We start from the raw sequence: 22,921 nt of genomic DNA, 5'->3' as shown, positions 1-22,921 counted from the left end.
GAAATCAGTCCGTGACCAGGCCGTACAGCAGACCGTCGAGCATGACCTTCATCAGGTGGTCGGCATCGGACCAGTTGCGCGACGGCTTGGTGATCAGCAGCGAGACCAGGCCGTGGCAGCCGCTCCACAGCACCTCGGCCGCCTCTACCGCCGAGCCGGACCGCAGCCGGCCCTGCGCGGCGATCTGGTGCACCGGCTCGCTGAACTTCTCGAAGCAGCGATCGCCCAGCGCCATGACGTCGGCGGACTTGTCCGGCGAGACGTGGTCACCGGTGCTGCAGAAGACCAACTGATAGGTGTTGGGATTGTCCAAGGCGAACTTCATGTACGCCTCGAGCATCACCCGTACGCGCGACACTGGATCGATCGGCTGGGCCGCGATCTCCGTATTGAGCTCCAGCAGACGCTCGATGGCGTCATTGCTGATCTCCATCAGGATCTGATCCTTGTCGCGGAAGTGCATGTAGAGCGCCGTCGACGACACCCCCACCGCATCGGCGATCTTGCGGATCGTGGCGCCGGAATAGCCCTCGGCGATGAAGATCCTCTCCGCCGCGGCCAGGATTTCGCCCCTGCGCAAGTGCCCGTCGCCCTTGGGCTTTCGAGCGGACTTGTGAGGCTTCTTCAGAACGACCGTCACGGACTTGGCTTCCCCTACATTTCCCCCGGACGACACTAAACGGGAATCACTCAGCCGTCGCAAGAACGTGCGTCGCAGGAGAATTCTGGCGGGACGCCGTGAAGATTGTGCGTGAAACGCGCATTTTTCCGTTTGACACCTCATGGTTGCGATTCCGTTATCCACGTCGTTGGGGCGATCGGGCGTTCAGGGGCATCCATGGCGCGGGAAGAAAGACGGCTAGAACCGGCGCTTGCGCCGGCGAGCGGACCTGTGTCCGCCGAACGGATCACCGAGCCGACCATAGCGAGGCAGGGCGAGCGGGACGGCGCCCATCGGACGCTCTCGACAGCCCAGGCATTGTTCGTGGTCCTCGCCGGCCTCGCAACCGTGGTGGGCGTTATCTTCGATCCCGCTTCGGCGATGATCGTCGTGCATCACCTGTTCTTCGCGATCTTCCTGCTGGGCGGCGCCACGCGACTGGCGGCGGCATGCACGCCTTTGCCGCCGGCCCAGTGGCCCACGCTCGCGGACGAAGACCTTCCCACCTACTCGATCATCGCGCCGCTGTATCGGGAGGCGGAGGTCGTCGCCGAACTGGTCCAGAACCTGATGGCCATCGACTATCCACGCGATCGACTCCAGGCCCTGATCGTCCTGGAGGCGGACGACGACGTGACGCTGGCGGCGGCTCGCGCCCTGCCCTTGCCCGCCTTCGTCCAGGTGCTGGTCGCGCCCCCGGGGACGCCCAAGACCAAGCCTCGCGCCTGCAACCATGCGCTCGACCGGGCGCGAGGCGAGTTCGTGGTGATCTACGACGCCGAGGACATGCCCGATCCCGGACAACTGCGCGAAGCCGCCGCGCGCTTCGCCGCTTCCGATACGCGCCTGGCCTGCCTGCAGGCGCCGCTGCGGATCGAGGATCCGGGTTTCTCGCTATTCCTGCCGTCGCAGTTCCGGTTGGAATACGCGGCCCACTTCGAGGTGCTGCTGCCGGCCCTGGCGCGATGGGGCCTGGCGTTTCCGCTGGGCGGTACGAGCAACCACTTCCGGGCGGCCCCGCTCAGGGAAATCGGCGCATGGGACCCCTACAATGTCACCGAGGATGCGGACGTCGGCTTCCGCCTCGCCGCCGCCGGCTATCGCCTGGGCGTCATCCAGCGTCCGACCTGGGAGACCGCCCCGACCACCTGGAGCCAGTGGCTCCCGCAAAGGGCGCGCTGGATCAAGGGCCACATGCAGACCCTGGCCGTCCATGCGCGCGGCCCTGTCCCGCGCCAGCCGCGCAACGCGCTGGCTCTCGTCCTGACCCTGGCGCAGTCGGTCGCCTCCTCACACCTGCATGGACCCGTGATGATGGTCGCCCTGCTGGCGGCGGCCGTCGACTACCTGCCAGATGCCGAGGTCACCATCCCGCTGGCCGACCTCCTGCTTTACGTGCTGGGCTGGGGCTCGGCGGCCGTCGCGGGCGTTCGCGGCGTGATGCGCGCCGGCGGCCAGCCCAGGTCGCTGCATCTCTTCGGCATGGTCGGGTACTGGCTGTTACAGAGCCTGGCGGCGATCAAGGCCCTGCACCAGTTCGTCACCGCGCCGCACCGCTGGGACAAGACCCTGCACGCGCCACGCTCTGGACCGCGCTCTGGACCTTTGGGGCCGTAAGGCGGTATGGGCGGGCGATGGCACCGAAGATCGCCCCCGCCCCCATCGTCATGCGCACCACCGGCTGGGCGGACTACGCCCTGCTCGACAGCGGCAACGGCAAGAAGCTGGAACGCTACGGCCGCTACACGGTCGTGCGCCCCGAGCCGCAGTGCTTCTGGGCTCCGCGCCTGGATCAAAAGGTCTGGGACGACGCCGACGCGGTCTTCGATCCCAGCGACGAGGACGAGGCCGGCCGCTGGCGCTTCAAGGGCAAGCCGATCGAGAAGTTCGACCTGTCCTGGGGCAAGGCCAAGTTCCACGGCCAGTTCACGCCGTTCCGCCACCTGGCCTTCTTCCCCGAGCAGGCCGCCAACTGGTCCTGGCAGGACGAACGGGTGCGCGCCTTCTCGAAAGGCTCGGGGCCGCAACCCAAGATCCTGAACCTGTTCGGCTATACGGGTGTGGCCTCGCTGGTCTGCGCCGCCGCCGGCGCGGCCGTAACCCACGTGGACGCCTCCAAGAAGTCGGTCGGCTTCGCCCGAGAGAACGCCGCCTTCGCGGGCCTGGCCGACAAGCCGATCCGCTGGATCGTGGAGGACGCCCGCAAGTTCGTGGCGCGCGAAGTCCGGCGCGGCAACACCTACGACGGCATCATCCTGGACCCGCCCAAGTTCGGCCGCGGCGCTGACGGCGAGGTCTGGCGGCTCTTCGAGGACCTGGCCGCCCTGACCAAGGACTGCGCGCAGTTGCTCTCCGAGGACGCCTCGTTCCTGCTGATGAACGCCTATGCGGCCCGCGTCTCGGGCGCGGCGATGTCGGGTCTGCTGGCCCAGGAGCTGCAAGGCCGCGGCGGCGTCATCGACTGGGGCGAACTCTCCCTGGTCGAGGAAAAGGGCGACCGCCAGATCGGCCTGTCGTTCTTCGCCCGCTGGTCCGCCCAAAAAGAGATGGGTGAAGGCTGAGCGCGATGAACACCAAGACCGTCACCTCCCTGACCAACAATACCGTCAAGGCCGTCCGCGCCCTGCACATGCGGAAGGAGCGAGAAGAGAGCGGCCTGTTCCTGGCCGAGGGCCTGAAGATCATCATCGAGGCGATCGATTGTGGCCACGCGCCCAAGATCGTCATGTACGGCCCCGACGCGGCCGACCATCCGATGCTGAAGAAGGCCGTCGCCTCGTGCCTGAAGGCCGGCGGCGAGGTCATCGAGGTCAATCGCGAGATCCTGGAAAAAGTCTCGCGTCGCGACAATCCCCAGGCAGTCGTCGCCGTCTTCCAGCAGGTCTACACGTCGCTGTCGGCGATCGTGCCCGAGAGCGCGCCGTGCTGGGTGGCGATGCAGGCCGTCCGCGACCCCGGCAATCTCGGCACCGTCATCCGCACCGCCGATGCGGCAGGGTGCGGCGGGGTGATCCTCGTCGGTGACTGCGTCGATCCCTATTCGGTCGAAGGCGTGCGCGCGACCATGGGCTCGATCTTCGCCGTGAAGATCGCCAAGGCCTCGATCGCCGAATTCCTGGCCTGGCGCGAGACCTGGCCAGGCAGCGTGGTCGGCACCCTGCTGACCGCCACCGTCGACCACAAGTCCGCCGACTATGTGAAGCCGTCGCTCATCCTGATGGGCAACGAGCAGCAGGGCCTGCCACCCGAACTGGCCGCCGCCTGCGACGTCAACGTCAAGATCCCGATGCGCGGCCGGGCCGACAGCCTGAACCTCAGCGTTGCGACCGGCATCATGATCTATACGGTGACCGGCTAGAATCCCTTTCGGAGCGTGGTCGCGATGCGTTGGCTGGTCCTGTCCCTGGCGCTGCTCGCGTCCCCCGCCGCCGCCCTCGCCCAGCAGGTCCCTGACGACAAGGCCGACGTCGCCGTCGCCGCGCCGGCCTGGGCCAAGGACGCCGGTCCGGTCCTGGCCATCGACGCGGCGCACAAGAACTTCCACACCATCGACGGCCGCTACGCCCCGTTCGCCGCCCTGGCGCGCAACGACGGCTATCGCGTGGCCAGCAACGATGCGCCCTTCACGGCCGAGAGCCTGGCCAAGGTCCAACTGCTGGTCATGGCCAACGCCGCCGAGGACCTGACACCGGACGAGATCAAGACCGTCCGCGCCTGGGTCGAGGCTGGTGGGTCTCTGCTGCTGATCGCCGACCACATGCCCTTCGCCCACGCCGCGAACGGTCTGGCCCAGGCGTTCGGCTTCCAGTTCGAGGACAGCTACGCCTTCGAGGCCGTGCGCGGTCCCGAACAGTTCTCCAAGGCTAACGGCCGTCTGACCGACAGTCCGATCAGCCGCGGCGAGGTCAAGGGGACGTCGGTCGACAGCGTCTACGCCTTCACCGGCACGGTGCTGCACGCGCCGCCCGAAGCGACCGTGGTCATGCGCCTGGGGACCGGCTGGCAAATTCTCTATCCGAAGGAACCGTGGAAGTTCGACGGCGTCCCCGAGCGAAAATCCGACGACAAGGACCTGCGCGGCGCGGTGATAAACGTCGGCAAGGGCCGCGTTGCCATGTTCAGCGAGGCGGCCATGTTCAGCGCCCAGCGCAGCGGCCAGGGCGGCTTCATGGGCTTCAACTATCCGCAAGCCAACCAGAACAAGCCGTTCATCCTGAACGTCCTGCGCTGGCTGGGCCGGGCGCACTAGGTCCCGCGCGGTTTCGCCCGCGTGGTGGGTGCGGCGTTGGCGGGGTCGTCCGGCCAGACGTGGCGGGGATAGCGGCCCTTCATCTCCACCTTCACCTCGCGCCACGAGCCCTTCCAGAAGCCGGGCAGGTCACGGGTGATCTGGATCGGCTTGTGGCCCGGCGACAGCAGCGACAGCACCAGAGGCACCTTGCCGCCGGCGATGCTGGGATGCTCGGTCAGGCCGAACAGTTCCTGCACCCGGATGTCGATGCGCGGGCCGGCCTCGGCGGCGTAGTCGATGGCCACGGTGGTGCCGGTCGGCGCCTTGAAGCGGGCCGGCAGCATCTGGTCGACCTTCTGCTGCAGGTCCCAGGCGACCAGCGAGCGGATCGCCCCTTCGAGGCTGCTCTCGTCTAGGCTGGCGAGCGAGGAACGGCCATGCAGCAAGGGCTCCAGCCATTCGCCCAGGCGGGCGATCAGGGCCCCGTCCGACAGGTCCGGCCAGGCCTCGCCGTCTAGCGACCGCAGGAAGGCGACCCGACTGCGGAAGCCCTCGACGCCCTGCCCCAGCCTGAGGCCCGAGAGGCCATCGGCGCGGACCTGATCCATCAGCGCGCCGGCGATCATGGCTGGGTCGGGGTTCTCGATCAGGCGCTCTTCCAGCACCAGCCGGCCCAGCCGCAGCAGGCGCTTGGCGCGCACCCTGCCGCCGGAGGTCTCCAGGCGATCCTCGGCGACCAGACGGTCGGCGAAGGTCTCGCGCAGCTCGGCCTCGTCGACGGCGGCGGCCAGCAGGATGCGGTCGCGGCTGTCCCCGCCGCCCAACTCGCCCACGGCCAGCCAGGCCTCGCGGGCCAGGGGATCGGTGGGCTCCAGATAGACCCCGCGCCCGCCGGCCAGCTGGAACTCGCCAGGCTTGCCACGCGCCTTGGCCACCCGCTCGGGATAGGCCTCGGCCAGCATCAGGCCGGTTTCCAGCGCCTTGGCGCCGGAACGCTTGCCGGCGGCGCGGCTCCAGCGCTCGACCAGGGCCATGGCGTCGCGCGCCCTAGGCGAGCGGTCGCGGTGCAGGTTTTCCAGCCGCCGACGCAGATCGATATCCTTCCCGCCCAGGCCTTGCTCCGTCAGGACGGCGGCGATCTCGGCGCCCTCACGGGCCTGGCCCGAGGCGGCGGCGCGGACGACCATGTGCGCCAAGCGCGGCGGCAGCGGCATCTCGGCCAGGGCCTTGCCGTGAGGGGTCAGATCGCCCTGCCCGTCCAGCGCCTGGATGCGAGCGAGCAAGGTCCGCGCCTCGGCGAAGGCGGCGGCGGGCGGCGGGTCGAGGAAGGTCAGGCCCGACGGATCGCGCGCGCCCCAACGCGCGAGATCCAACGCCAGACGCGAGAGGTCGGCCTCCAGGATCTCCGGCCGAGCGAAGGCGGTCAGCGCCCGGGTCTCTGGCTCATCCCAAAGGCGATAGCAGACCCCGGGCTCGGTCCGGCCGGCGCGGCCTCGGCGCTGATCGGCGGCGGCGCGGCTGACGCGGACGGTGTCCAGCCGGGTGATGCCCGAGGCCGGATCATAGCGCGGCACGCGGGCCAGGCCCGCGTCGATCACCACGCGCACGCCTTCGATAGTCAGGCTGGTCTCGGCGATCGAGGTGGCGAGCACGACCTTCCGGCGGCCGGCGGGCGCGGCGGCGATGGCGCGGTCCTGCACGGCCGGCTCTAGCGCGCCATACAACGGCGCCACATCGACATCCGGACGACGCAGACGCTCATTCAGCCAGCTTTCGGCGCGGCGGATCTCACCCTGGCCCGGCAGGAAGACAAGGACGCTACCGCTCTCCTCGGCCAGCGCCCGTTCGACGGCGCGGCCGACGCGCTCCTCCAAACGCTGGCGCTCATCGCGGCCGAGATAGCGCGTGTCGACCGGGAACATCCGGCCCTGGCTCTCGATGATCGGCGCATCGGCCAGCAGCGAAGAGATGCGCGCGCCATCAAGGGTCGCCGACATCACCAACAAGCGAAGGTCATCGCGCAGCACGCTCTGGACGTCGCGGGCGAAGGCCAGCCCCAGGTCGGCGTCCAGGCTGCGCTCGTGGAATTCGTCGAACAGCACGGCGGCGACGTCGTCGAGTCCCGGATCGTCGAGAATCATCCGGGTGAAGACGCCCTCGGTGACCACTTCGATGCGGGTCTTGGCCGAAACCTTCGACTGCAGGCGAACGCGGAAGCCCACCGTCTCACCGACGGATTCGCCGAGATTGGCGGCCATGCGCGCGGCGGCCGCGCGGGCGGCCAGGCGTCGAGGCTCCAGGACGATCAGCTTTCGCCCCTGGACCCACGGCTCTTCCAGCAACGCCAAGGGAACGGCCGTCGTCTTGCCCGCCCCGGGCGGCGCGACGAGCACGGCGGCTTCCCGCCCGGCGAGGGCGCCTTTCAGCGCTGGAAGGGCCTCGAAAATGGGCAACATCGCGCCCGCTTTAGCGGTCACGCCGTCCGCAGCCAAGCAAGTCTGGACTAGCGGGGCTCGCGGAGAACATTTACGCGCTTCCACCGCTTGGCCTTGACCCCATGCTCATAAACGGGTCACGGTCCGCAAAATTTTCTAAAGGCGACCCCCGGGGGGAGTCTTGCCTAAATCAGGAGGAACTATGTGGCGCGTAAAATCGCTTGATGCGATCCTAGCGACGGCTGAGAAAAAATCCCTTCACCGCTCGCTTGGCCCCGTGCAGCTGACGCTGCTGGGTGTCGGCGCGATCATCGGCACGGGCATCTTCGTTCTGACCGCCGCCGCCGCCCAGAAGGCCGGCCCGGGCATGGTGTGGAGCTTCGTGATCGCCGGCGCCGTCTGCGCCTTCGCCGCGCTCTGCTACTCCGAACTGGCCTCGATGGTTCCCGTCTCGGGCTCCGCCTATACCTACTCCTACGCCGTGATGGGCGAACTGCTGGCCTGGATGGTCGGCTGGGCCCTGATCCTGGAATACGCCGTCGCCGCCAGCGCCGTTTCGGTCGGCTGGTCCGGATACTTCCTGGGGCTGATCGAGAACGCGCTAGGTTTCCACTGGCCTGATCTGTTGCGACAGGGACCGACCTGGTCGCTGAACGGCTTCATCCCGGCCGCCGACTTCAGCCACGGCATCGTCAACGTCCCGGCCATCGTCGTGGCCCTGGCCGTGACCGCCCTGCTGGTGCTTGGCACGACCGAGAGCGCTCGCGTCAACGCCGTCCTGGTGGCGATCAAGGTCACCGCCCTGACCGTCTTCATCGTCATGGCCATTCCGGTCCTGAAGACCGGCAACTTCTCGCCGTTCACCCCGAACGGCTGGTTCGGTCCGGCCGGCACCACCGGCATGGGCGTGGTCGGCGCCGCCGCCTCGATCTTCTTCGCCTATGTGGGCTTCGACGCCGTCTCCACGGCCGCCGAGGAAACCAAGAACCCGCAGCGCAACGTTCCGATCGGTCTGATCGGCTCGCTGGCCCTCTGCACGGTCTTCTATCTGCTGGTCGCCGCCGGCGCGATCGGCGCCATCGGCGCTCAGCCGGTGCTCGGCGCTGACGGCTCGGCCGTCCAGCCGGGTTCGGCCGCGTTCACCGCCGCCTGCGCGCTGGCCGCCAACAAGGATCAACTGGTCTGCTCGAACGAGGCCCTGGCCCACGTCCTGCGCATGATCGACTTCCCGGTCCTCGGCAACCTGCTGGGCCTGGCCGCCAACCTGGCCCTGCCCTCGGTCATCCTGATGATGATCTACGGTCAGACCCGCATCTTCTTCGTCATGGCCCGCGACGGCCTGCTGCCGGAGAAGCTCGCGTCCATCCACCCGAAGTTCAAGACGCCGCACATCGTGACCATCGTCACGGGTCTGTTCGTGGCCTTGGCCGCCGCGTTCTTCCCGGTCGGTCAGCTGGCCGACATCTCGAACTCGGGCACGCTGTTCGCCTTCTTCATGGTCGCCATCGCGGTCATGGTCCTGCGCAAGAAGGACCCGACCCGTCACCGTCCGTTCCGCACCCCGTTCATCTGGGTCGTCGCGCCGGTCGCCATGCTCGGCTGCGCGGTGCTCTACTTCAACCTGCCGTTCGAAGCGATGATGGTTCTGCCGATCTGGGGCGCCCTGGGTCTGGCGATCTACTTCGCCTACGGCTACCGCAAGAGCCATGTCGGCCGCGGCCTGTTCGACGTTCCGGAACTGGATCCGAACGCGCCGGCCACGGGTATTCCCTCGATGCCGGGCGCTCCGGCCCCGGGCTCGAAGGAAGAACGCGATTGATCTTCGGCCGATAGGCTTTAGGTCGGAAAGGGCGGGCGCTTCGGCTCCCGCCCTTTTCTTTTGGAGTTCGGTCTGATGACCATGCCCATCGGCGCCGTGATCGCCCCGGTTACACCCCTGCAGCAGAACTGCACGATCGTCTGGTGCACCAAGACGATGAAAGCCGCCGTCATCGATCCGGGCGGTGAGGTCGACCGTCTGCTCAAGGCCATCGCCGACAAGGGCCTGACCCTCGACAAGATCTGGGTCACCCACGGCCACATGGACCACGCCGGCGGCGCGGCCGAGCTGAAGGTCCGCACCGGCGTCCCCATCGAGGGCCCGCACGAGGACGACCAGTTCTGGATCGACCAGATCCAGCAGAGCGGCGAGATGTACGGCATGCCCGAGGCGAGGATCTTCGTCACCGACCGCTGGCTCAAGGATGGCGACACCGTCACCCTGGGCGAGACCGAGTGGGAGATCTTCCACTGCCCCGGCCACACGCCCGGCCACGTGGTGTTCTTCCATCGCGAGACCAAGTTCGCCCAGGTCGGCGACGTGCTGTTCCAGGGCTCGATCGGCCGCACCGATTTCCCGCGGGGCAATCACCAGGACCTGCTGGACTCGATCACCCAGAAGCTCTGGCCGCTGGGCGACGACGTCCGCTTCGTGCCGGGTCACGGGCCTATGTCGACCTTCGGGGCCGAGCGCCGTTCAAATCCGTTCGTGGGAGACCGCGTGATCGCGGCGATGCAGGCTCAGGGTTCGGGCTACGCGATTCCGAAGAATCATTCCCCAGGCTGAGCCTCGGGGCCTGCTCTTTGGGGGCTGAACCGTCGGGCCCCGACCGGCCAAGGGGGGAAGAGGCCGGCCGGGTCCCTACGCCGTCGATCGACTATGGGGGACAGTCGTTCACCGGTGCGACTTTGGATCGCATGACTGGGTTGCGCCGCTGTTTCAGGCGTGAAATCTGAACGTGACGGGGGCGTGACAGGAAATTCGTATGGAAAACGTCCAGAACCCCGTTCAAGGCGACCTCGACGCTCCGCGCGGCGCGGCTCCACGTATCCTGATCGTCGACGACGATCCCGGCATCCGCGACGTCGTCTCCGACTTCCTGGCCCGCCACGGCTACGTGGTCGAGAGCGCGCAGGACGCCCGCACCATGGAGCAGGTCCTGGCGCGCGGCCCGATCGATCTGATCGTCCTGGACGTCATGCTGCCCGGCGAGGACGGCCTGGCCATCTGCCGTCGCCTGTCGAGCACCCCAGACGGGCCGGCGATCATCATGCTCTCGGCCATGGGCGAGGAAACCGACCGCATCGTCGGCCTCGAACTGGGCGCCGACGATTACCTGCCCAAGCCCTGCAACCCGCGCGAGTTGCTGGCTCGCGTCCGCGCCGTGCTGCGTCGCCGCCAGGAACCTCGCGCGGTCGACGACGCCATGGGCGCGGCCTGCGAGTTCGCCGGCTGGCGCCTCGACCTGGTCCGCCGCGAGCTGCGTTCGCCGCAGTCGGTGGTGGTCAACCTCTCCAGCGGTGAGTTCTCGCTGCTGCGCGCCTTCGTCGAACGCCCCCAGCGGGTCCTGACCCGCGATCAACTGTTGGACCTGGCGCGCGGCCGCGACAGCGACGCCTATGACCGCGCCATCGACGTCCAGATCAGCCGCCTGCGTCGCAAGCTGGACGACGGCGGCGGCAGCGAGCTGATCCGCACGATCCGCAGCGAAGGCTACATGTTCACCGCCAAGGTCGTACGCACCCCATGACCCCTTTCCGGCGCGGCGCGCCGCTGTTCGTCCAGGCGCTGGGCCTCGTCATCGTCACCCTGGTGGCGGCCCAGCTGATCTCGATCGCGGTTATCTTCACCCTGCCCCCGCCCCCGCCGGAGTTTTACCGGTCCAGCGAGATCGTGCGCGCCCTGAAGACCGGCGAGTCGGTCCAGCCCCGCGACGGCCGCCTGCTGGTGGTCAAGCAGCGCGGCAAGATCCGCTCGATGGGCCCGGACAGCCCCCGCCGCGCCGACTTCAAGGTCAATATCAGCCGCGCGATCGACGTGCCGGTGAACCGGATCGAGCTGCAGATCGACAACGGTCCGCGCTTCTTCGTCCGCCGCACGCCGGTGACGCCGCCCAAGCCCGACGCCCGCGTCGGACCGAACGGGGGAACCCGTGAGCCGTTCGCCCGTGAGCCTGGCTCCGGCGGTCCGGGTGGCCCGGGCGGTCCTCGTCCCCAGACCAAGGACGAGCCGCTGATCTTCGGCGACTTCAAGCTGGGCGTGCGCCAGAGCGACGGCCATTGGCTGGTGGTCGAACCTAAGCCGACTTTCCGCTTCGACAGCTGGCAGCAGCGTATCCTGCTGATCCTCTTGCTTTCGGTTATCGCCGTCACGCCGCTGGCGTGGCTGTTCGCCCGCCGCCTGGCCCAGCCGATCAGCGCCTTCGCCGACGCCGCCGAGCGCCTGGGCAAGGACCCGCGCACCCCGCCGCTCAGCGTCTCGGGCTCGGGCGAGGTCGTGGCCGCCGCGACGGCCTTCAACATGATGCAGGAACGCCTGCGCCGTTACGTCGAGGACCGCACCGCCATGGTCGGGGCCATCGCCCATGACCTGCGTACGCCCCTTACCCGCCTGAAATTCCGTATCGAGGCCGCGCCCGACGACATCCGGCCCAAGCTCGCCGCCGACATCGACCAGATGGAGGCGATGATCGCCGCCACGCTCGGCTTCGTTCGCGACACCAACCGCCCGGCCGAGCGCACCAAGCTGGAGCTTTCATCCTTGCTGGAAAGCGTGATGGACGAAGCCGCCGAGACGGGTGGCGACGCCACCGTCGAGCTGTCGGAGAAGGTCGTGGTCGAGGGCGATCCCGTGGCCCTGAAGCGCCTGGTCTCCAACCTCGTTGACAACGCCCTGAAATACGGCGGAGCCGCGCGCGGGCGGGTCTACGCTGCCGAGGATGGCATGGCGATCATCGAGGTCGACGACGACGGCCCGGGCGTTCCTCCGGACGAGATGGAGCGCCTGTTCGAGCCGTTCTATCGCGGCGAACCCTCGCGCAACCGCGAGACCGGCGGGATCGGTCTGGGGTTGGCGGTCGTCCGCTCCCTGGCTCGCGCCCACGGCGGCGACGTCACGCTGCACAACCGTACTGGCGGCGGCTTGAAAGCCAGCGTACGCCTGCCCGCCTGATTGCGGCGGAAACGGCGCGGTTTATTGCGCCGGCGCAAGGCGAGCCCCTCGCCCTGACATTCCCGGGCAATGCCGCCAGGCTCCAAAGCTTGGCCGCTTGGAGATTCCCGAATGATGTTTCGCTCGCTGGGCCTGACCGCCGTTCTCGCCGCCGCCCTCACCGCCTGCGCCAGTGCGCCGCCCGAAGGCCCGCGCGGTCGGGGCGGCCCCGACGGCCCTTCCGGCGAACGCGGTCCCGGTCCAATGGGCGGCGGACCGCAGCTGTTCATCAGCCCGGCCGGCGAGCCCTTCCGGGGCCCGCCCGGCGCCCCCTACCCCATCACGACCTGGTTCGACGGCGCCGACGCCAATCATGACGCCGCCCTGAGCCGTGACGAGTTCATCGCCGACTCCTTGCGCTTCTTCGCCCTGATCGACACCGACCACAACGGCGTCATCGATGGGTTCGAGGTCTCGGCCTACGAGAACCACATCGCCCCCGAGATCATCGGCGGCGCGGCCCCGTCGATGCGTCGCGGGCCGCGAGGTCTGGGCCAGGATGGCGGCGACGAACTGGTTCAGCGCCGCCGGCCGCAGCTCTCCAACGCCCTGCAGGGCGCGGCCCTCTATGGCCTGATCGCCGAGCCGGAACCCGTCATGGCCGCCGACGCAGACTTCAATCGCCGGATCACCAAGGACGAGGCGACCAAGGCCGCCAGGACCCGCTTCACGCTTTTGGACACCGACAAGGACGGCCTGCTGAAACTGGCCGAGCTGCCCAAGACTCCGGCGCAGACGGGCCGGCGCCCCGGCGCGGGTCCGCGCGGCGGCGAAGGCGGCCAGATGGGTGGCCGTGGCGGTCCCGGCGGTCGACGCGGCTGAGCTCAGCCGCCGACCAGGCTGGCGATGATGTTGATGCCCAGCGCCAGGATCGCGGTGTTGTAGAAATAGGCGGTGGCGGCGTGGGCCGTGACCAACCTGCGCAGCTTCGAGGTCAGGATGCTGTTGTCCGAGACTTGGAACGTCGCGCCCACGCTGAAGGCCAGATAGGCGAAGTCCATATAGCCGGTCGGCTGCTCGCCGGGAAACTGGATCCCGCCCTTGCTCGATCCGTCGCCGAAATGGCGATGGGCGTAGTGCAGGACGAAGACCGACTGCAGCAACAGCCACGAGAGGACCAGCGTCGCGGCCGCGCTGGCGGCGATGAAGATCTTGGCGATGCTGGCCGCGCCCTTGGCCACGATCATGGCGTCGACCACCGCGCCCAGGCTGGCGATGACGGCGGCCAGAACGATCAGCAATAGGATCGGGACGCCCTCATCCTCCGACGCCGCCCGCGACCGCACCTCGGCCTCGTCGGCGCGCAAGAACAATGTCCACGTGGTCAACAGATAGACCGACGCCGCCGCGTCCCAGCCCAGCAACAGGTGCGAACCCCGCGGCGCTCCAAAATATTTCGCGACCGACCAGGCGACGACGCCGACGGCCAAACCCGCCGCCAAACGCCAATGTGACGCGGCGCGATCAACGATCTGCTTGGTCTTGCGGACCATTCTCAGACGACTCCTTGCCGGACCGCTCAACCCGGTGCGGCGTAATTAGTGTCATTGCACGGTGAACCGAAAGCGACTTCGCTGGTTACTTCACTGGAACGCGCAGGAAATGACACCAGTGACCGACCCAGACGCCCCGCCACCACCCGAGCCCAAGCCGCCCGAGTACGAGCCCGGCGTCACGCCCATCGAGGAGCCCCCCACCTCGCCAGCGCCGGTCGATCCAGGGGACGACCGTCCCTATGGCGCCGCCTTCTCGTCCGTACCGCCTGTTACCAGTCCCGACTAGGAGCCCCCACATGGACACCGATAGCGAACGTCCCCGCGGTCGTCGCGGTTTCGCCGCCATGGACCCGGAACGCCGACGCGAGATCGCCAGGAAGGGCGGAGCTAGCGTGCCCAGCGAAAAGCGCAGCTTCGCAAAGGATCGCGACCTCGCGGCGAATGCCGGACGCAAGGGCGGTTCGTCCTCGCGTGGCGGCCGTCCCGGCGAACGTATCCTCTAGCGATCGGATTTCGATCCGAAACGCGCCGGTCCCGAGCCCTTCGGAACCGGCGCGTTTTCGCGCGTGTAGGCCTGCCCGACGCCCTAGGCCTGACCCGCGTCAGGCGGTGAGGGCGTAGATCGCGAAGGCCGGGTCCTCGCTGACCCAGCGCTGGGCCACCATCCAGCCGGCCCGGCGGGCGATCGCCTCGAAGGCGTCGGCCGGATACTTGTACGAGTTCTCGGTGTGGATGGTCTCGCCGGCGGCGAACCGGAACCCGTAGTCGCCGACCATGACGATCTGGTCGCGCTTGCTCTCCAGGTGCATTTCGATGCGGCTCTCGGCGGCGTTCCAGACCGCCCGGTGCTCGAAGGCGTCGGGATCGAACGTGCCGCCCAGCTCGCGATTGATGTGCACCAGGACATTGCGGTTGAAGGCGGCGGTAACGCCCTGCGCGTCGTCATAGGCCGGGATCAAGACGGCCGGATCCTTGGCCACGTCCGCGCCAACGATGAACAGCGAGCCGTCACCCAACAGTTCACGCGCCTGGCGCAGCAGGGCCTCGGCCTCGTCGGGCGCGAAGTTGCCGATCGTCGAACCGGGGAAGAAGCCGACAGGCATATGACCCTTGGCCCCTTCCGGCAGGTCGATAGCCTTGGTGAAGTCTTCCACCAGCGGCGCGACGCTCAGCGTCGGATAGTCCGCGCGCAGGCTAGCGGCGGCCTCGTCCAGCGCGCTGGGGCTGATGTCGATCGGCGCATAGACGGCGATCTGGGGCGCGGCGTCCAGGACGATGCGGGTCTTGGTGCTGGCTCCGCTGCCGAACTCGACCAGCGCCGCGCCGTCGGGAATGCGCGCCGCGATCTCCGGCGCGATCTTCCGCAGCAGCGCCGTCTCGGTGCGGGTCAGATAGTATTCCGGCAGTTCGCAGATCGCCTCGAACAGCCGCGAGCCTTCTGCGTCGTAGAAGTACTTGGCCGACAGGGTCTTGGGCGAGGACGAAAGCCCCGCGACCACCTCGTCGAGAAAGCCGTTGCCGGGGGTGACCTCGGACAGGCGATCATCGTCCGCCAGGCGCAGCCCGCCGAACATCCAACGGCTGCCCGGGTGGAAAAAGTTGCGGTACGTCGCCCGCGAATGGCCGGGCGGCGTGGCCTCGCAACCGCCGCGCAGCACCATCTGGCTGACCATGAACTTGCCATTGTACTCGCCCAGCGCCCCTGCGCCCGGCTTGAAGCCCGGATAGGCCCCGTAGGCGCTGGCGGTCCACTGCCAGGTCGAGCCGTAGAGCTGACGCAGGGTCGTGACACCTTTGGCGGTGGCGGCGGCCTCCCACTCGGCCTCGGTCGGCAGGCGGCGGCCAGACCAGGCGGCATAGGCGGCGGCCTCGTAGTAACTGACGTGGACGACCGGCGCGTTCGGATCGACCGGATGGCGGCCGCGCAAGGTCATGGTCGTCCAGGCTCCGCGCTCATCGCGTCGCCAGTAGGCCGGAGCCTCCCACGCCTCTTCCTTCACCTTGGCCCAGCCCTCGGAGAGCCAGAGATCGGCGCGGCCGTAGCCATCGGCCTCGATAAAGGCCAGCCACTCGCCGTTGGTCACCAGCCGGTCCGACAGGCGGAAAGGCGCGACATAGGTCTTGTGGCGCGGGCGCTCGTTGTCGAAGGCGAAGCCGGCCGCGCACGCGCCGATTTCGACCAATCCGCCCGCGAAGCGATGAAAGCGTTGCGGGCCCGGATCCGGGCGCGGCGAGACCATCCCGGCCTGGTAGGCCGGGCTGAGGGGCGACTGGGCGAAGAGGTGCAGGATGTCCATCAGGATCAGCTCCTGATGCTGCTCCTCATGGTTCAGCCCCAGTTCGACACGTTCGCGGATCTCGGGCGTCAGAGGGGCGCTCAGCAGGCGGAGCATCGCCGCGTCGACATGGACGCGATAGGCGCCGACGGCTTGGGTCGACGGACGAGTCAGCAGGCCGCGTTGCGGACGCGGCTGCCGGGGGCCCACGGCCTCGTAGTAGGAATTGAACAGATAGCCGAAGCTATCGTCATAGACCGTGTAGCCCGGCAGGAACGGCGCCAGCAGGAAGGTCTCGAAGAACCAGGTCGTATGCGCCCGATGCCACTTGGTCGGACTGGCGTCCGGCATCGACTGGGCGGCCTGGTCCTCGGGCGACAAGGGAGCGGCCAGTGTCTCGGTGCGCCGGCGCACATGGCGATACCGATCGACGAGCGCGTCAACCGAAGCCTCCGCGAGGGTCATGGCGGGCTGATCGTCCGGGGTCATGAGCACTCCTGCGGGCCACGGTCGAACCGGCTAGCCCAAGCGCGACAACGTTCTCCGAACTTCGGCGTTCCAACCGCAGGTGACAAGCGCGCACCCCTCGCGTTGCTGACACTTTGTGGCAGGAGGCCACGCGCAAGGCTTGGACGACGGAAACCCAAATCGGGTTTCAAATCGCGCTAACGCTAGAGGGAGAACGTGTGCGGAGGCGTCTATCAATCGGAGGACGCCGGCAGCCCCTTACCGTCGGCGAGCCTGCCGGTCGAGGAATTGAGCAGCCTCGACCGGCGACCCTCCTCTTCCAACCCCGGACTGTCCTCAGTCCTGTGGCGGCGCTTCCAGCAATCCGGCGATGACGACCTGCAGCACCTCGGCGGCGCGCTTGGGCGTGAGCTCCTGGTCGCGACGCAGGCGGTTCCAGGCTTCGAAGCTGAGTAGCAGGTCGATGGCCTCGAACCGCACGCGATCCTTGGCGAAATCGGCGGGCAATTCGCGGCGCAGGATCTCGCGCGAGATCTGGACCATCTTCTGGTGGTCGACGGTCAGGGCCGGCGATTGGTGGCGGAGCGTCTCGGACGCACGCTTGAAGGGTCCAATCCGTTCGTAGGCCCAGCCTCGGCGCTCGACCAACTCCAGGACCCGCTCGCGCCAGGTCACGCCCTTGAACGGCGTCTGGACCAGGGCCATCAGTTCAGCCTCGATCACCGCCGACATCTCGCGATAGAGGCTCTCGAGGTCGTTGAAATGGCGAAAGACGGTCCGCAGGCCGACATCGGCCCGCGCGGCCACCTGCTCGGCCGAGGGCGACGGGTCGCCGCCGTGGACGAGTTCCAGCATGGCCTGGACGATGCGCGCGCGGCTGTCCTGCGAACGCCGGCGCCGGCCGTCGGCGAGCGGGGCCTCGGCTTCCGATCCCAAGCCTTCCGATCCCAGACGAAGATGACGCGCGGCGGAACTCACGACCCAGGCCCTTTCTCTTCTTACCTTTGCTTAGACTGGCGGCGAACGATCAGCCAACTCAAAACTGGAAGGCGTTCAGGCGGTTGGACCAGCGGATTTCTCGCGATCCCACCGGCAACGACGCGAAGTCGCCATCGCGCCCGACCTTCATGGGACCGCCGAAGATCTGGCGCGACTTGCCCAGGAATGGCCCTTCCAGGGCCCGGACCGGCAGCGGTGGGATGATGTGGTAGAACAGCACGGCCTTGGCCCCCGCCGCCTTGGCCTCGGCGGCCACCGCCTCCGGCGCCGCGTGATAGTCCAGGATATCGTGGAAAATGGCCGCGTAGTTGGCCCGTCCCGCCTTCGCCGCCTCCTCCTGCTGCACGGCCACCAGGTTGGGCGCCAAGCCCTCGTGGACCAGCAGGTCGACGCTCTTGGCGGCCTTGGTCAGCCGCTCGGAAGGGCCGGTATCGCCGCTGATCACGACACTGCGGCCTTTGTAGTCAAAGCGGTAGCCAACCGCGCCCTCGACCGGCTGATGGGCCACCGGGAACGCCCAGACCTTCAGGCCGGGTCGCTCCAGAACGAGCACGTCCGGGCCGTTTGGATCGGCCGTGAAGGCGTGCGGCGCACCGCCGAATCCCGAGGGCGGCATGACCGCTTCGCCGTGGTGGGCGACGCGATAGCCACGATCCAGGGTGTAGGCGTCCTGGAAACCCTTCACGACCTGATCGAGGCCTGGCGGACCATAGATGGGCAAGGGCGAGTGGGTCGCGCCGCCGCCCCAGCGCTGCAACATCAGCTCGCCCAGGTCGGCGATATGGTCGGAATGATAGTGCGTGACGAAGGCCGCGCTGAGCCTGGGCGGCGGCAGGTTCATCAGCAGCAGGTTGCGAACCGAGCCGGATCCGGCGTCGACGACAAACAGGTCCTTGCCCGCCAGGACGGCCACGCAGGGTCCGGCGCGCGTCGGGTCCGGCATCGGCGCGCCCGAGCCGCAGAGGCCGACGTGGAGGCCGTCCGGCAGTTGGCCCAGCGGATCGGTCGCTAGAGCCTGCTGGTAGACCCCGCGCATCGCGATCAGCGCCAGGCGCTCCCGCAGCAGCCAGGCCCCGCCCAGCGCCGCGGTCGCCACGACGCCTACCGTCGCCAGGCCGATCCAGATCCGCCGCATGCCCGTCTCCTTGACCATTGAAACTTATAATGGCACGCATAATGCCAATATCAATCCGCGAAACGGATGGAGAAAGCCCATGGACGTGCTGCGCACGCCGGACAGTCGGTTCGAGGCGCTGGCCGACTGGCCCTACGCCCCGCGCTACACCCCGGTGTTCAATGACGACGGGACACCGCTGCGCATCCACCATGTCGACGAAGGTCCGCGCGACCAGCGGCCGATCCTGCTGATGCATGGCGAGCCTTCATGGGCCTATCTGTACCGCAAGGTGATCGCCGACCTCGCCGCGCGCGGCCGCCGGGCGATCGCACCGGACCTGGTGGGCTTTGGCCGCTCCGACAAGCCGGCCCTGCGCACCGACTACACCTACGAGCGGCACGTGGCCTGGATGAGCGACTGGCTGGTCCGCAACGAGCTGACCGACATCGTTCTGTTCTGCCAGGACTGGGGCGGGCTGATCGGCCTGCGCCTGGTCGCCGCCTTTCCGGAACGGTTCGCGGCCGTGGTGGTCTCCAACACCGGCCTGCCGGTCGGCGCGGGCAAGACGGCGGGCTTCGAGGCCTGGCTCAACTTCAGCCAGAACGTGCCCGAGTTGCCGATCGGCTTCATCTTGAACGGCGGGACGGCCCGAGATCTCTCCGACGCCGAGCGAGCCGCCTATGACGCCCCCTACCCCGACGAGAGCTACAAGGAAGGCGCGCGGCAGTTTCCGACGCTGGTGCCGATCACGCCCGAACACGCTTCGGTCGCCGAGAACAAGGCGGCCTGGCAGGTGCTTGAGCAATACGACAGGCCCTTCGTCACCGCCTTCAGCGACGCCGACCCGATCACCCGCGGCGGCGAGAGCGTGTTCCAGTCCCGCGTGCCGGGCGCGCGCGGCGTCGCCCACACCACGCTGAAGGGCGGCCACTTCGTCCAAGAAGACAGCCCCACCGAGATCGCCGCCCTGCTCGACGGCATCGTCGCCAAGCTTCCCCAGCCGGAGTTCGCGGAATGAACGTCGTCAACCACGTCTTCCCATCCCCGGAACAGTTCGAAGCCTTTTTCGGCGGGCGCGAGGACGGCCCGTTCGTGATGGTCAACCTGCTGAAGTTCAGGGAGAAGGCGGAGTACGAAGACGGCTCTGAACCCGAGCTCTCGGGCCGGGAGGCCTACAACCGCTATGGCGTCGAGGTCGCCAAGCTCATCACGGCCCTGGGCGGCCAGATCCGCTACAGCGGACCGGTCACCGGCCTGATGATCGGCGAGGTCGAGGAGATCTGGGACGCCGTGGCGCTGGCGGAATACCCCTCTTTGGCCGCCTTCCAGAAGATGGCCCTCTCGGCCGAGATGCACGTCATCGAGCACCACCGCAAAGCCGGTCTGGCGGGGCAGCTGAACATCCGCACCAAGCCCAACGCGGGCTTCTAGCTAAGCCTTCGGCTCGCGCAAGACGGTCCGGAACCCGATATGCGAGGCTCCGCTGTCGGGCGGTCCGGGCGTTCGCGCGGCCGGGCGATAGCGGAAGCAATAGTCGTCGGTGCAGAGGAACGACCCGCCCTTGATCACGTGCTTGGGCGCGTTCGGCTCGTCGGGAGCCAGCGCCCTGATCTCGGGCGGTCCGCCGGTCTCGATGACGCTGATGGGATCCAGGTTCGGCTTGAACCAGTCCTTGGTCCATTCCCAGGCGTTGCCGGCCATGTCGACCAGGCCATAGCCGTTGGGCGGGAAGCATCCGACGGGCGCCGCCTTGGCCTTGAAGCCGTCCGAGCCCAGATCCTGGGCCGGAAACGCGCCCTGCCAGGTGTTAGCGCGCGGAGAAGCCGGATTCTGCGGCTGGTCGCCCCAGACATAGCGCTTGCCGACCAGGCCGCCGCGGGCGGCGTACTCCCATTCCGCCTCGGTCGGCAGGTCGCGGCCCAGCCATTGGGCGTAGGCCATGGCGTCTTCCCAGGCGATCTGAACAACCGGCCAGGCCTCCTTGCCCTTGATGTTCGAGCGAGGCCCGTCCGGATGACGCCAGTCGGCGCCGGGCAGCACCCGCCACCATTGCGAAGGGTCGTCCGACCTCGCCATCTTCGCCCCCACGAAGACAAGCGAGGCCGGAACCCGCTGCGCCGCCGTCAGCTGGGCGTAGCGCGCGGGATCGAGCGGTCTCTCAGCCACGGTGCGGTACTTCGTGGCCTCGACGAACCGCGCGAAGGCGGCATTGGTGACTTCTGTCCGATCAATCCAGAACGGCGCGACCGCGACCACCTGCGAGGGCCCCTCCTCGGGTCGCTGAGGCGCCGCGCCCATCAGGAAGTCACCGCCGGACAGCTTGACCATGCCGGCGGTGCGGTGGGCGGGGTCGGCGACGGTCAGGCCGGCAAGGCACGCCTTGGGCGCCGGCTCGCCGCAGCTCGCCAGCGCCAGAGCGCCCAGGACCGCCAGGGCCGACGCGACCGGTCTCAGTTGTCCCAATAGACATACTCGTCGCTGGGCTTGGCGCGCTGGCCGCCGGGATGGTCGATGTAGAAGGCGCCGGAGACCAGCGACGGCCACGCGGGCTTTCGCATCTGACCGTCCAACTGGGCGAGCTCCGCCCGCAGTTCCCTCAGCTTGTCCGGTCGCGTCTTGGAAAGATCGTGGCGCTCGGTCGGGTCAGTGGACAGATCAAACAGCCAGGTCCTGTTCGGCTCCTGCGCGACCTGAAGCTTCCAGCCACCGGCCAGCACCGTCTTGTAGCGACCCGAGCGCCAGAACATCGCCTTGTGCGGATCGCCGCTCGCTGCCCCCTTCACGAATGGGACGAGGTCGACGCCGTCCACCACCCGGTCCTTGGGCGGAGAGGCCCCGGCCGCGCCGACGGCGGTGGCGAAGATATCCACGTGGCCCACCGGGCTGCGATAGACCGCCCCCGCCGGAAGCTGGCCCGGCCAGCGCAGCAGGAACGGCACGTGTATGCCGCCCTCGAAGAAGGTCGCCTTCCAACCGCGGTAGGGCTGATTGATGTCCGGCAGGCCGATGTAGTTGGCCCCGCCGTTGTCGGTGGTGAAGATCACCAGGGTGTTGTCGTCCAGCCCCTTGTCCTTCAGCGCCTGCAGCACCCGGCCGATGTTGCGGTCGAGATTGCGGACCATGGCCGCATAGACCCGCAGGCGGTGATCCTTGATGTGGGACAGGGCGGCGTAGTCGGCCTTGGGCGCCTGAAGTGGCGTGTGGACGGCGTTGTAGGCCAGGTACATGAAGAACGGCCGGTTCCGGTTGGCGTCGATGCTCTTCAGCGCCTCATCCGTCAGGTAGTCGGTCATGTAGGTCGATGGATGGAACGGCTTGGAGCCGTTGAACTGCACCGCGAACGGCGCCGCGCCCCACAGGAACTTGTCGATCGCGTCCCAATCCTGGCGGGATTCCTCGACCGACGGGTCACCGGGCGGCGCGAACATCGAGGCGCCGGCCATGAAGCCCAGGCTCTCGTCGAAGCCCTGGTCCTCGGGCCGCGAGCCCTTGATGCCGCCCAGGTGCCACTTGCCCAGGTGGACGGTGTGATAGCCCTTGGTCTTCAGCGCCTCGGCGATGGTGATCTCGGTGGAGGGCACAGCCTCGCTGTTCTCGTCCTTGGGCGTGTTCTTGACCTGGTCGGCGTTGAACCGGGGCGGATGCAGCGGATCGCCGCCGTGACCACCGCCCACAACGCGTGAGAACGCCACCGGCGTGGGCGTGAACTCGAAACCGAAACGGGTGGCGTAGCGGCCGGTCATGATCGCGGCCCGCGACGGCGCGCAGGTGGCGTTGCCGCTGTAGCCGTTGGCGAAGGTCACGCCCTGGTGGGCGATGGAGTCGATGTTGGGCGTCGGGACGGTTCCGCCAGCCACGCCGCCGCCGTTCAGGGTGATGTCGTTGTACCCGAGGTCGTCGGCCAGGATGAACACCACGTTCGGCGGCCGCTGGCCCGTCGGTGGCGCGTCAGGTCCCTTGGTCCAGGTCACCGGCTGGTTGGCCTCGACCTTCGGCAGTCGGGAGCGCGCGATCTGGATGATCAGCTCGAAGCGGAAATGCCAAGCCGTCGCGCCGGCCACGGCCAGCACGGCGACGATCGCCACAAGCGCCTTCCAGCCCTTCATGCGCGCCTCTCCCTATCGTTGCTGACAGCATATATTGACATTCATCGTGCCGCTAGATGTCATCCCTCCGACATTCCGGAGGTAGCCCCAGTGTCCCTGCGCA

General features: G+C 68.2%; 21 protein-coding genes. 13 read left to right on the top strand and 8 right to left on the bottom strand.

The window, feature by feature from the left end:
- Positions 1-4: 4 nt before the first annotated feature.
- On the bottom strand, positions 5-640 hold the full coding sequence (locus AC1RRV_RS11665; RefSeq protein ID WP_492859794.1) for a TetR/AcrR family transcriptional regulator: 636 nt from the start codon (positions 638-640) through the stop codon (positions 5-7).
- A 198-nt stretch (positions 641-838) separates the two neighbouring features.
- Between AC1RRV_RS11665 and AC1RRV_RS11660 the strand changes: the two genes are divergently transcribed.
- The 4 genes from AC1RRV_RS11660 to AC1RRV_RS11645 are packed head-to-tail and all read left to right on the top strand — an operon-like array spanning position 839 to position 4,910.
- Positions 839-2,278 (top strand): glycosyltransferase, encoded by a 1,440-nt coding sequence (locus tag AC1RRV_RS11660; RefSeq protein WP_492859793.1) that lies wholly within the window; start codon positions 839-841, stop codon positions 2,276-2,278.
- Positions 2,279-2,295: 17 nt separating this feature from the next.
- Positions 2,296-3,222 (top strand): RsmD family RNA methyltransferase, encoded by a 927-nt coding sequence (locus AC1RRV_RS11655; RefSeq protein WP_492859792.1) that lies wholly within the window; start codon positions 2,296-2,298, stop codon positions 3,220-3,222.
- 5 nt (positions 3,223-3,227) lie between these two features.
- Positions 3,228-4,019 (top strand): TrmH family RNA methyltransferase, encoded by a 792-nt coding sequence (locus tag AC1RRV_RS11650; RefSeq protein ID WP_492859791.1) that lies wholly within the window; start codon positions 3,228-3,230, stop codon positions 4,017-4,019.
- Between the two features lie 24 nt (positions 4,020-4,043).
- On the top strand, positions 4,044-4,910 hold the full coding sequence (locus tag AC1RRV_RS11645) for a DUF4350 domain-containing protein (RefSeq protein WP_492859790.1): 867 nt from the start codon (positions 4,044-4,046) through the stop codon (positions 4,908-4,910).
- Here AC1RRV_RS11645 and hrpB read toward each other — a convergent pair.
- A complete protein-coding gene (gene hrpB, locus AC1RRV_RS11640) occupies positions 4,907-7,348 on the bottom strand; it encodes an ATP-dependent helicase HrpB (RefSeq protein ID WP_492859789.1) in 2,442 nt (813 codons plus the stop codon). The two genes, AC1RRV_RS11645 and hrpB, sit on opposite strands and share 4 nt — an antisense overlap.
- Positions 7,349-7,529: 181 nt before the next feature.
- On the opposite strand from hrpB, the gene AC1RRV_RS11635 reads away from it, so the two are divergent.
- From AC1RRV_RS11635 to AC1RRV_RS11615, 5 genes are all read left to right on the top strand, one after another.
- Entirely contained in the window at positions 7,530-9,146 is a 1,617-nt protein-coding gene (locus AC1RRV_RS11635) for an amino acid permease (RefSeq protein ID WP_492859788.1), read from the top strand.
- A gap of 75 nt (positions 9,147-9,221) precedes the next feature.
- Positions 9,222-9,932, top strand: a complete 711-nt coding sequence (locus AC1RRV_RS11630) for an MBL fold metallo-hydrolase (protein ID WP_492859787.1) — start codon at positions 9,222-9,224, stop codon at positions 9,930-9,932.
- A 199-nt stretch (positions 9,933-10,131) separates the two neighbouring features.
- The gene (locus AC1RRV_RS11625; RefSeq protein ID WP_492859786.1) at positions 10,132-10,896 is read left to right on the top strand and encodes a response regulator; all 765 of its coding nucleotides are present in this window, start codon (positions 10,132-10,134) and stop codon (positions 10,894-10,896) included.
- Positions 10,893-12,317 carry an ATP-binding protein gene (locus AC1RRV_RS11620; RefSeq protein WP_492859785.1) on the top strand — a complete coding sequence of 475 codons (1,425 nt, stop codon included), beginning with the start codon at positions 10,893-10,895 and terminating at the stop codon, positions 12,315-12,317. Before AC1RRV_RS11625 ends, AC1RRV_RS11620 begins: the two co-directional genes overlap by 4 nt.
- 111 nt (positions 12,318-12,428) lie before the next feature.
- On the top strand, positions 12,429-13,178 hold the full coding sequence (locus AC1RRV_RS11615) for an EF-hand domain-containing protein (RefSeq protein ID WP_492859784.1): 750 nt from the start codon (positions 12,429-12,431) through the stop codon (positions 13,176-13,178).
- Positions 13,179-13,180: 2 nt separating this feature from the next.
- Here AC1RRV_RS11615 and AC1RRV_RS11610 read toward each other — a convergent pair whose 3' ends face one another.
- Positions 13,181-13,849 carry a DUF1345 domain-containing protein gene (locus tag AC1RRV_RS11610; protein ID WP_492859783.1) on the bottom strand — a complete coding sequence of 223 codons (669 nt, stop codon included), beginning with the start codon at positions 13,847-13,849 and terminating at the stop codon, positions 13,181-13,183.
- A 118-nt stretch (positions 13,850-13,967) separates the two neighbouring features.
- On the opposite strand from AC1RRV_RS11610, the gene AC1RRV_RS11605 reads away from it, so the two are divergent.
- Positions 13,968-14,138 (top strand): hypothetical protein, encoded by a 171-nt coding sequence (locus tag AC1RRV_RS11605; RefSeq protein ID WP_492859782.1) that lies wholly within the window; start codon positions 13,968-13,970, stop codon positions 14,136-14,138.
- Complete coding sequence (locus AC1RRV_RS11600) at positions 14,092-14,355, top strand: con-10 family general stress protein (protein ID WP_492859781.1); 264 nt, start codon at positions 14,092-14,094, stop codon at positions 14,353-14,355. The genes AC1RRV_RS11605 and AC1RRV_RS11600 overlap by 47 nt, the downstream gene beginning before the upstream one ends.
- 99 nt (positions 14,356-14,454) lie before the next feature.
- Here the strand turns inward: AC1RRV_RS11600 and egtB are convergent, their stop codons facing one another.
- The 3 genes from egtB to AC1RRV_RS11585 all read right to left on the bottom strand — a co-directional run bounded on the left by egtB (position 14,455) and on the right by AC1RRV_RS11585 (position 18,730).
- Positions 14,455-16,617: an ergothioneine biosynthesis protein EgtB gene (gene egtB / locus AC1RRV_RS11595; protein WP_492859780.1), complete on the bottom strand. Its 2,163-nt coding sequence runs from the start codon at positions 16,615-16,617 to the stop codon at positions 14,455-14,457.
- A 315-nt stretch (positions 16,618-16,932) separates the two neighbouring features.
- Positions 16,933-17,574: a TetR/AcrR family transcriptional regulator gene (locus AC1RRV_RS11590; protein WP_492859779.1), complete on the bottom strand. Its 642-nt coding sequence runs from the start codon at positions 17,572-17,574 to the stop codon at positions 16,933-16,935.
- A gap of 58 nt (positions 17,575-17,632) precedes the next feature.
- Complete coding sequence (locus AC1RRV_RS11585; RefSeq protein ID WP_492859778.1) at positions 17,633-18,730, bottom strand: MBL fold metallo-hydrolase; 1,098 nt, start codon at positions 18,728-18,730, stop codon at positions 17,633-17,635.
- Positions 18,731-18,809: 79 nt separating this feature from the next.
- On the opposite strand from AC1RRV_RS11585, the gene AC1RRV_RS11580 reads away from it, so the two are divergent.
- Together AC1RRV_RS11580 and AC1RRV_RS11575 are read left to right on the top strand one after the other, a co-directional pair.
- Positions 18,810-19,730, top strand: coding sequence for a haloalkane dehalogenase (locus tag AC1RRV_RS11580; RefSeq protein ID WP_492859777.1), 921 nt, complete (start codon positions 18,810-18,812; stop codon positions 19,728-19,730).
- Positions 19,727-20,143: a DUF1330 domain-containing protein gene (locus AC1RRV_RS11575; RefSeq protein ID WP_492859776.1), complete on the top strand. Its 417-nt coding sequence runs from the start codon at positions 19,727-19,729 to the stop codon at positions 20,141-20,143. Before AC1RRV_RS11580 ends, AC1RRV_RS11575 begins: the two co-directional genes overlap by 4 nt.
- Here AC1RRV_RS11575 and AC1RRV_RS11570 read toward each other — a convergent pair whose 3' ends face one another.
- Positions 20,144-21,166, bottom strand: coding sequence for a formylglycine-generating enzyme family protein (locus tag AC1RRV_RS11570; RefSeq protein WP_492860099.1), 1,023 nt, complete (start codon positions 21,164-21,166; stop codon positions 20,144-20,146).
- Positions 21,163-22,818, bottom strand: a complete 1,656-nt coding sequence (locus AC1RRV_RS11565; protein ID WP_492859775.1) for a sulfatase-like hydrolase/transferase — start codon at positions 22,816-22,818, stop codon at positions 21,163-21,165. Before AC1RRV_RS11565 ends, AC1RRV_RS11570 begins: the two co-directional genes overlap by 4 nt.
- Positions 22,819-22,921: the final 103 nt, after the last annotated feature.

The organism is Caulobacter sp. GW821-FHT11E10 (assembly GCF_058808375.1).
This window is presented reverse-complemented; position numbering and strand designations above follow the sequence as displayed.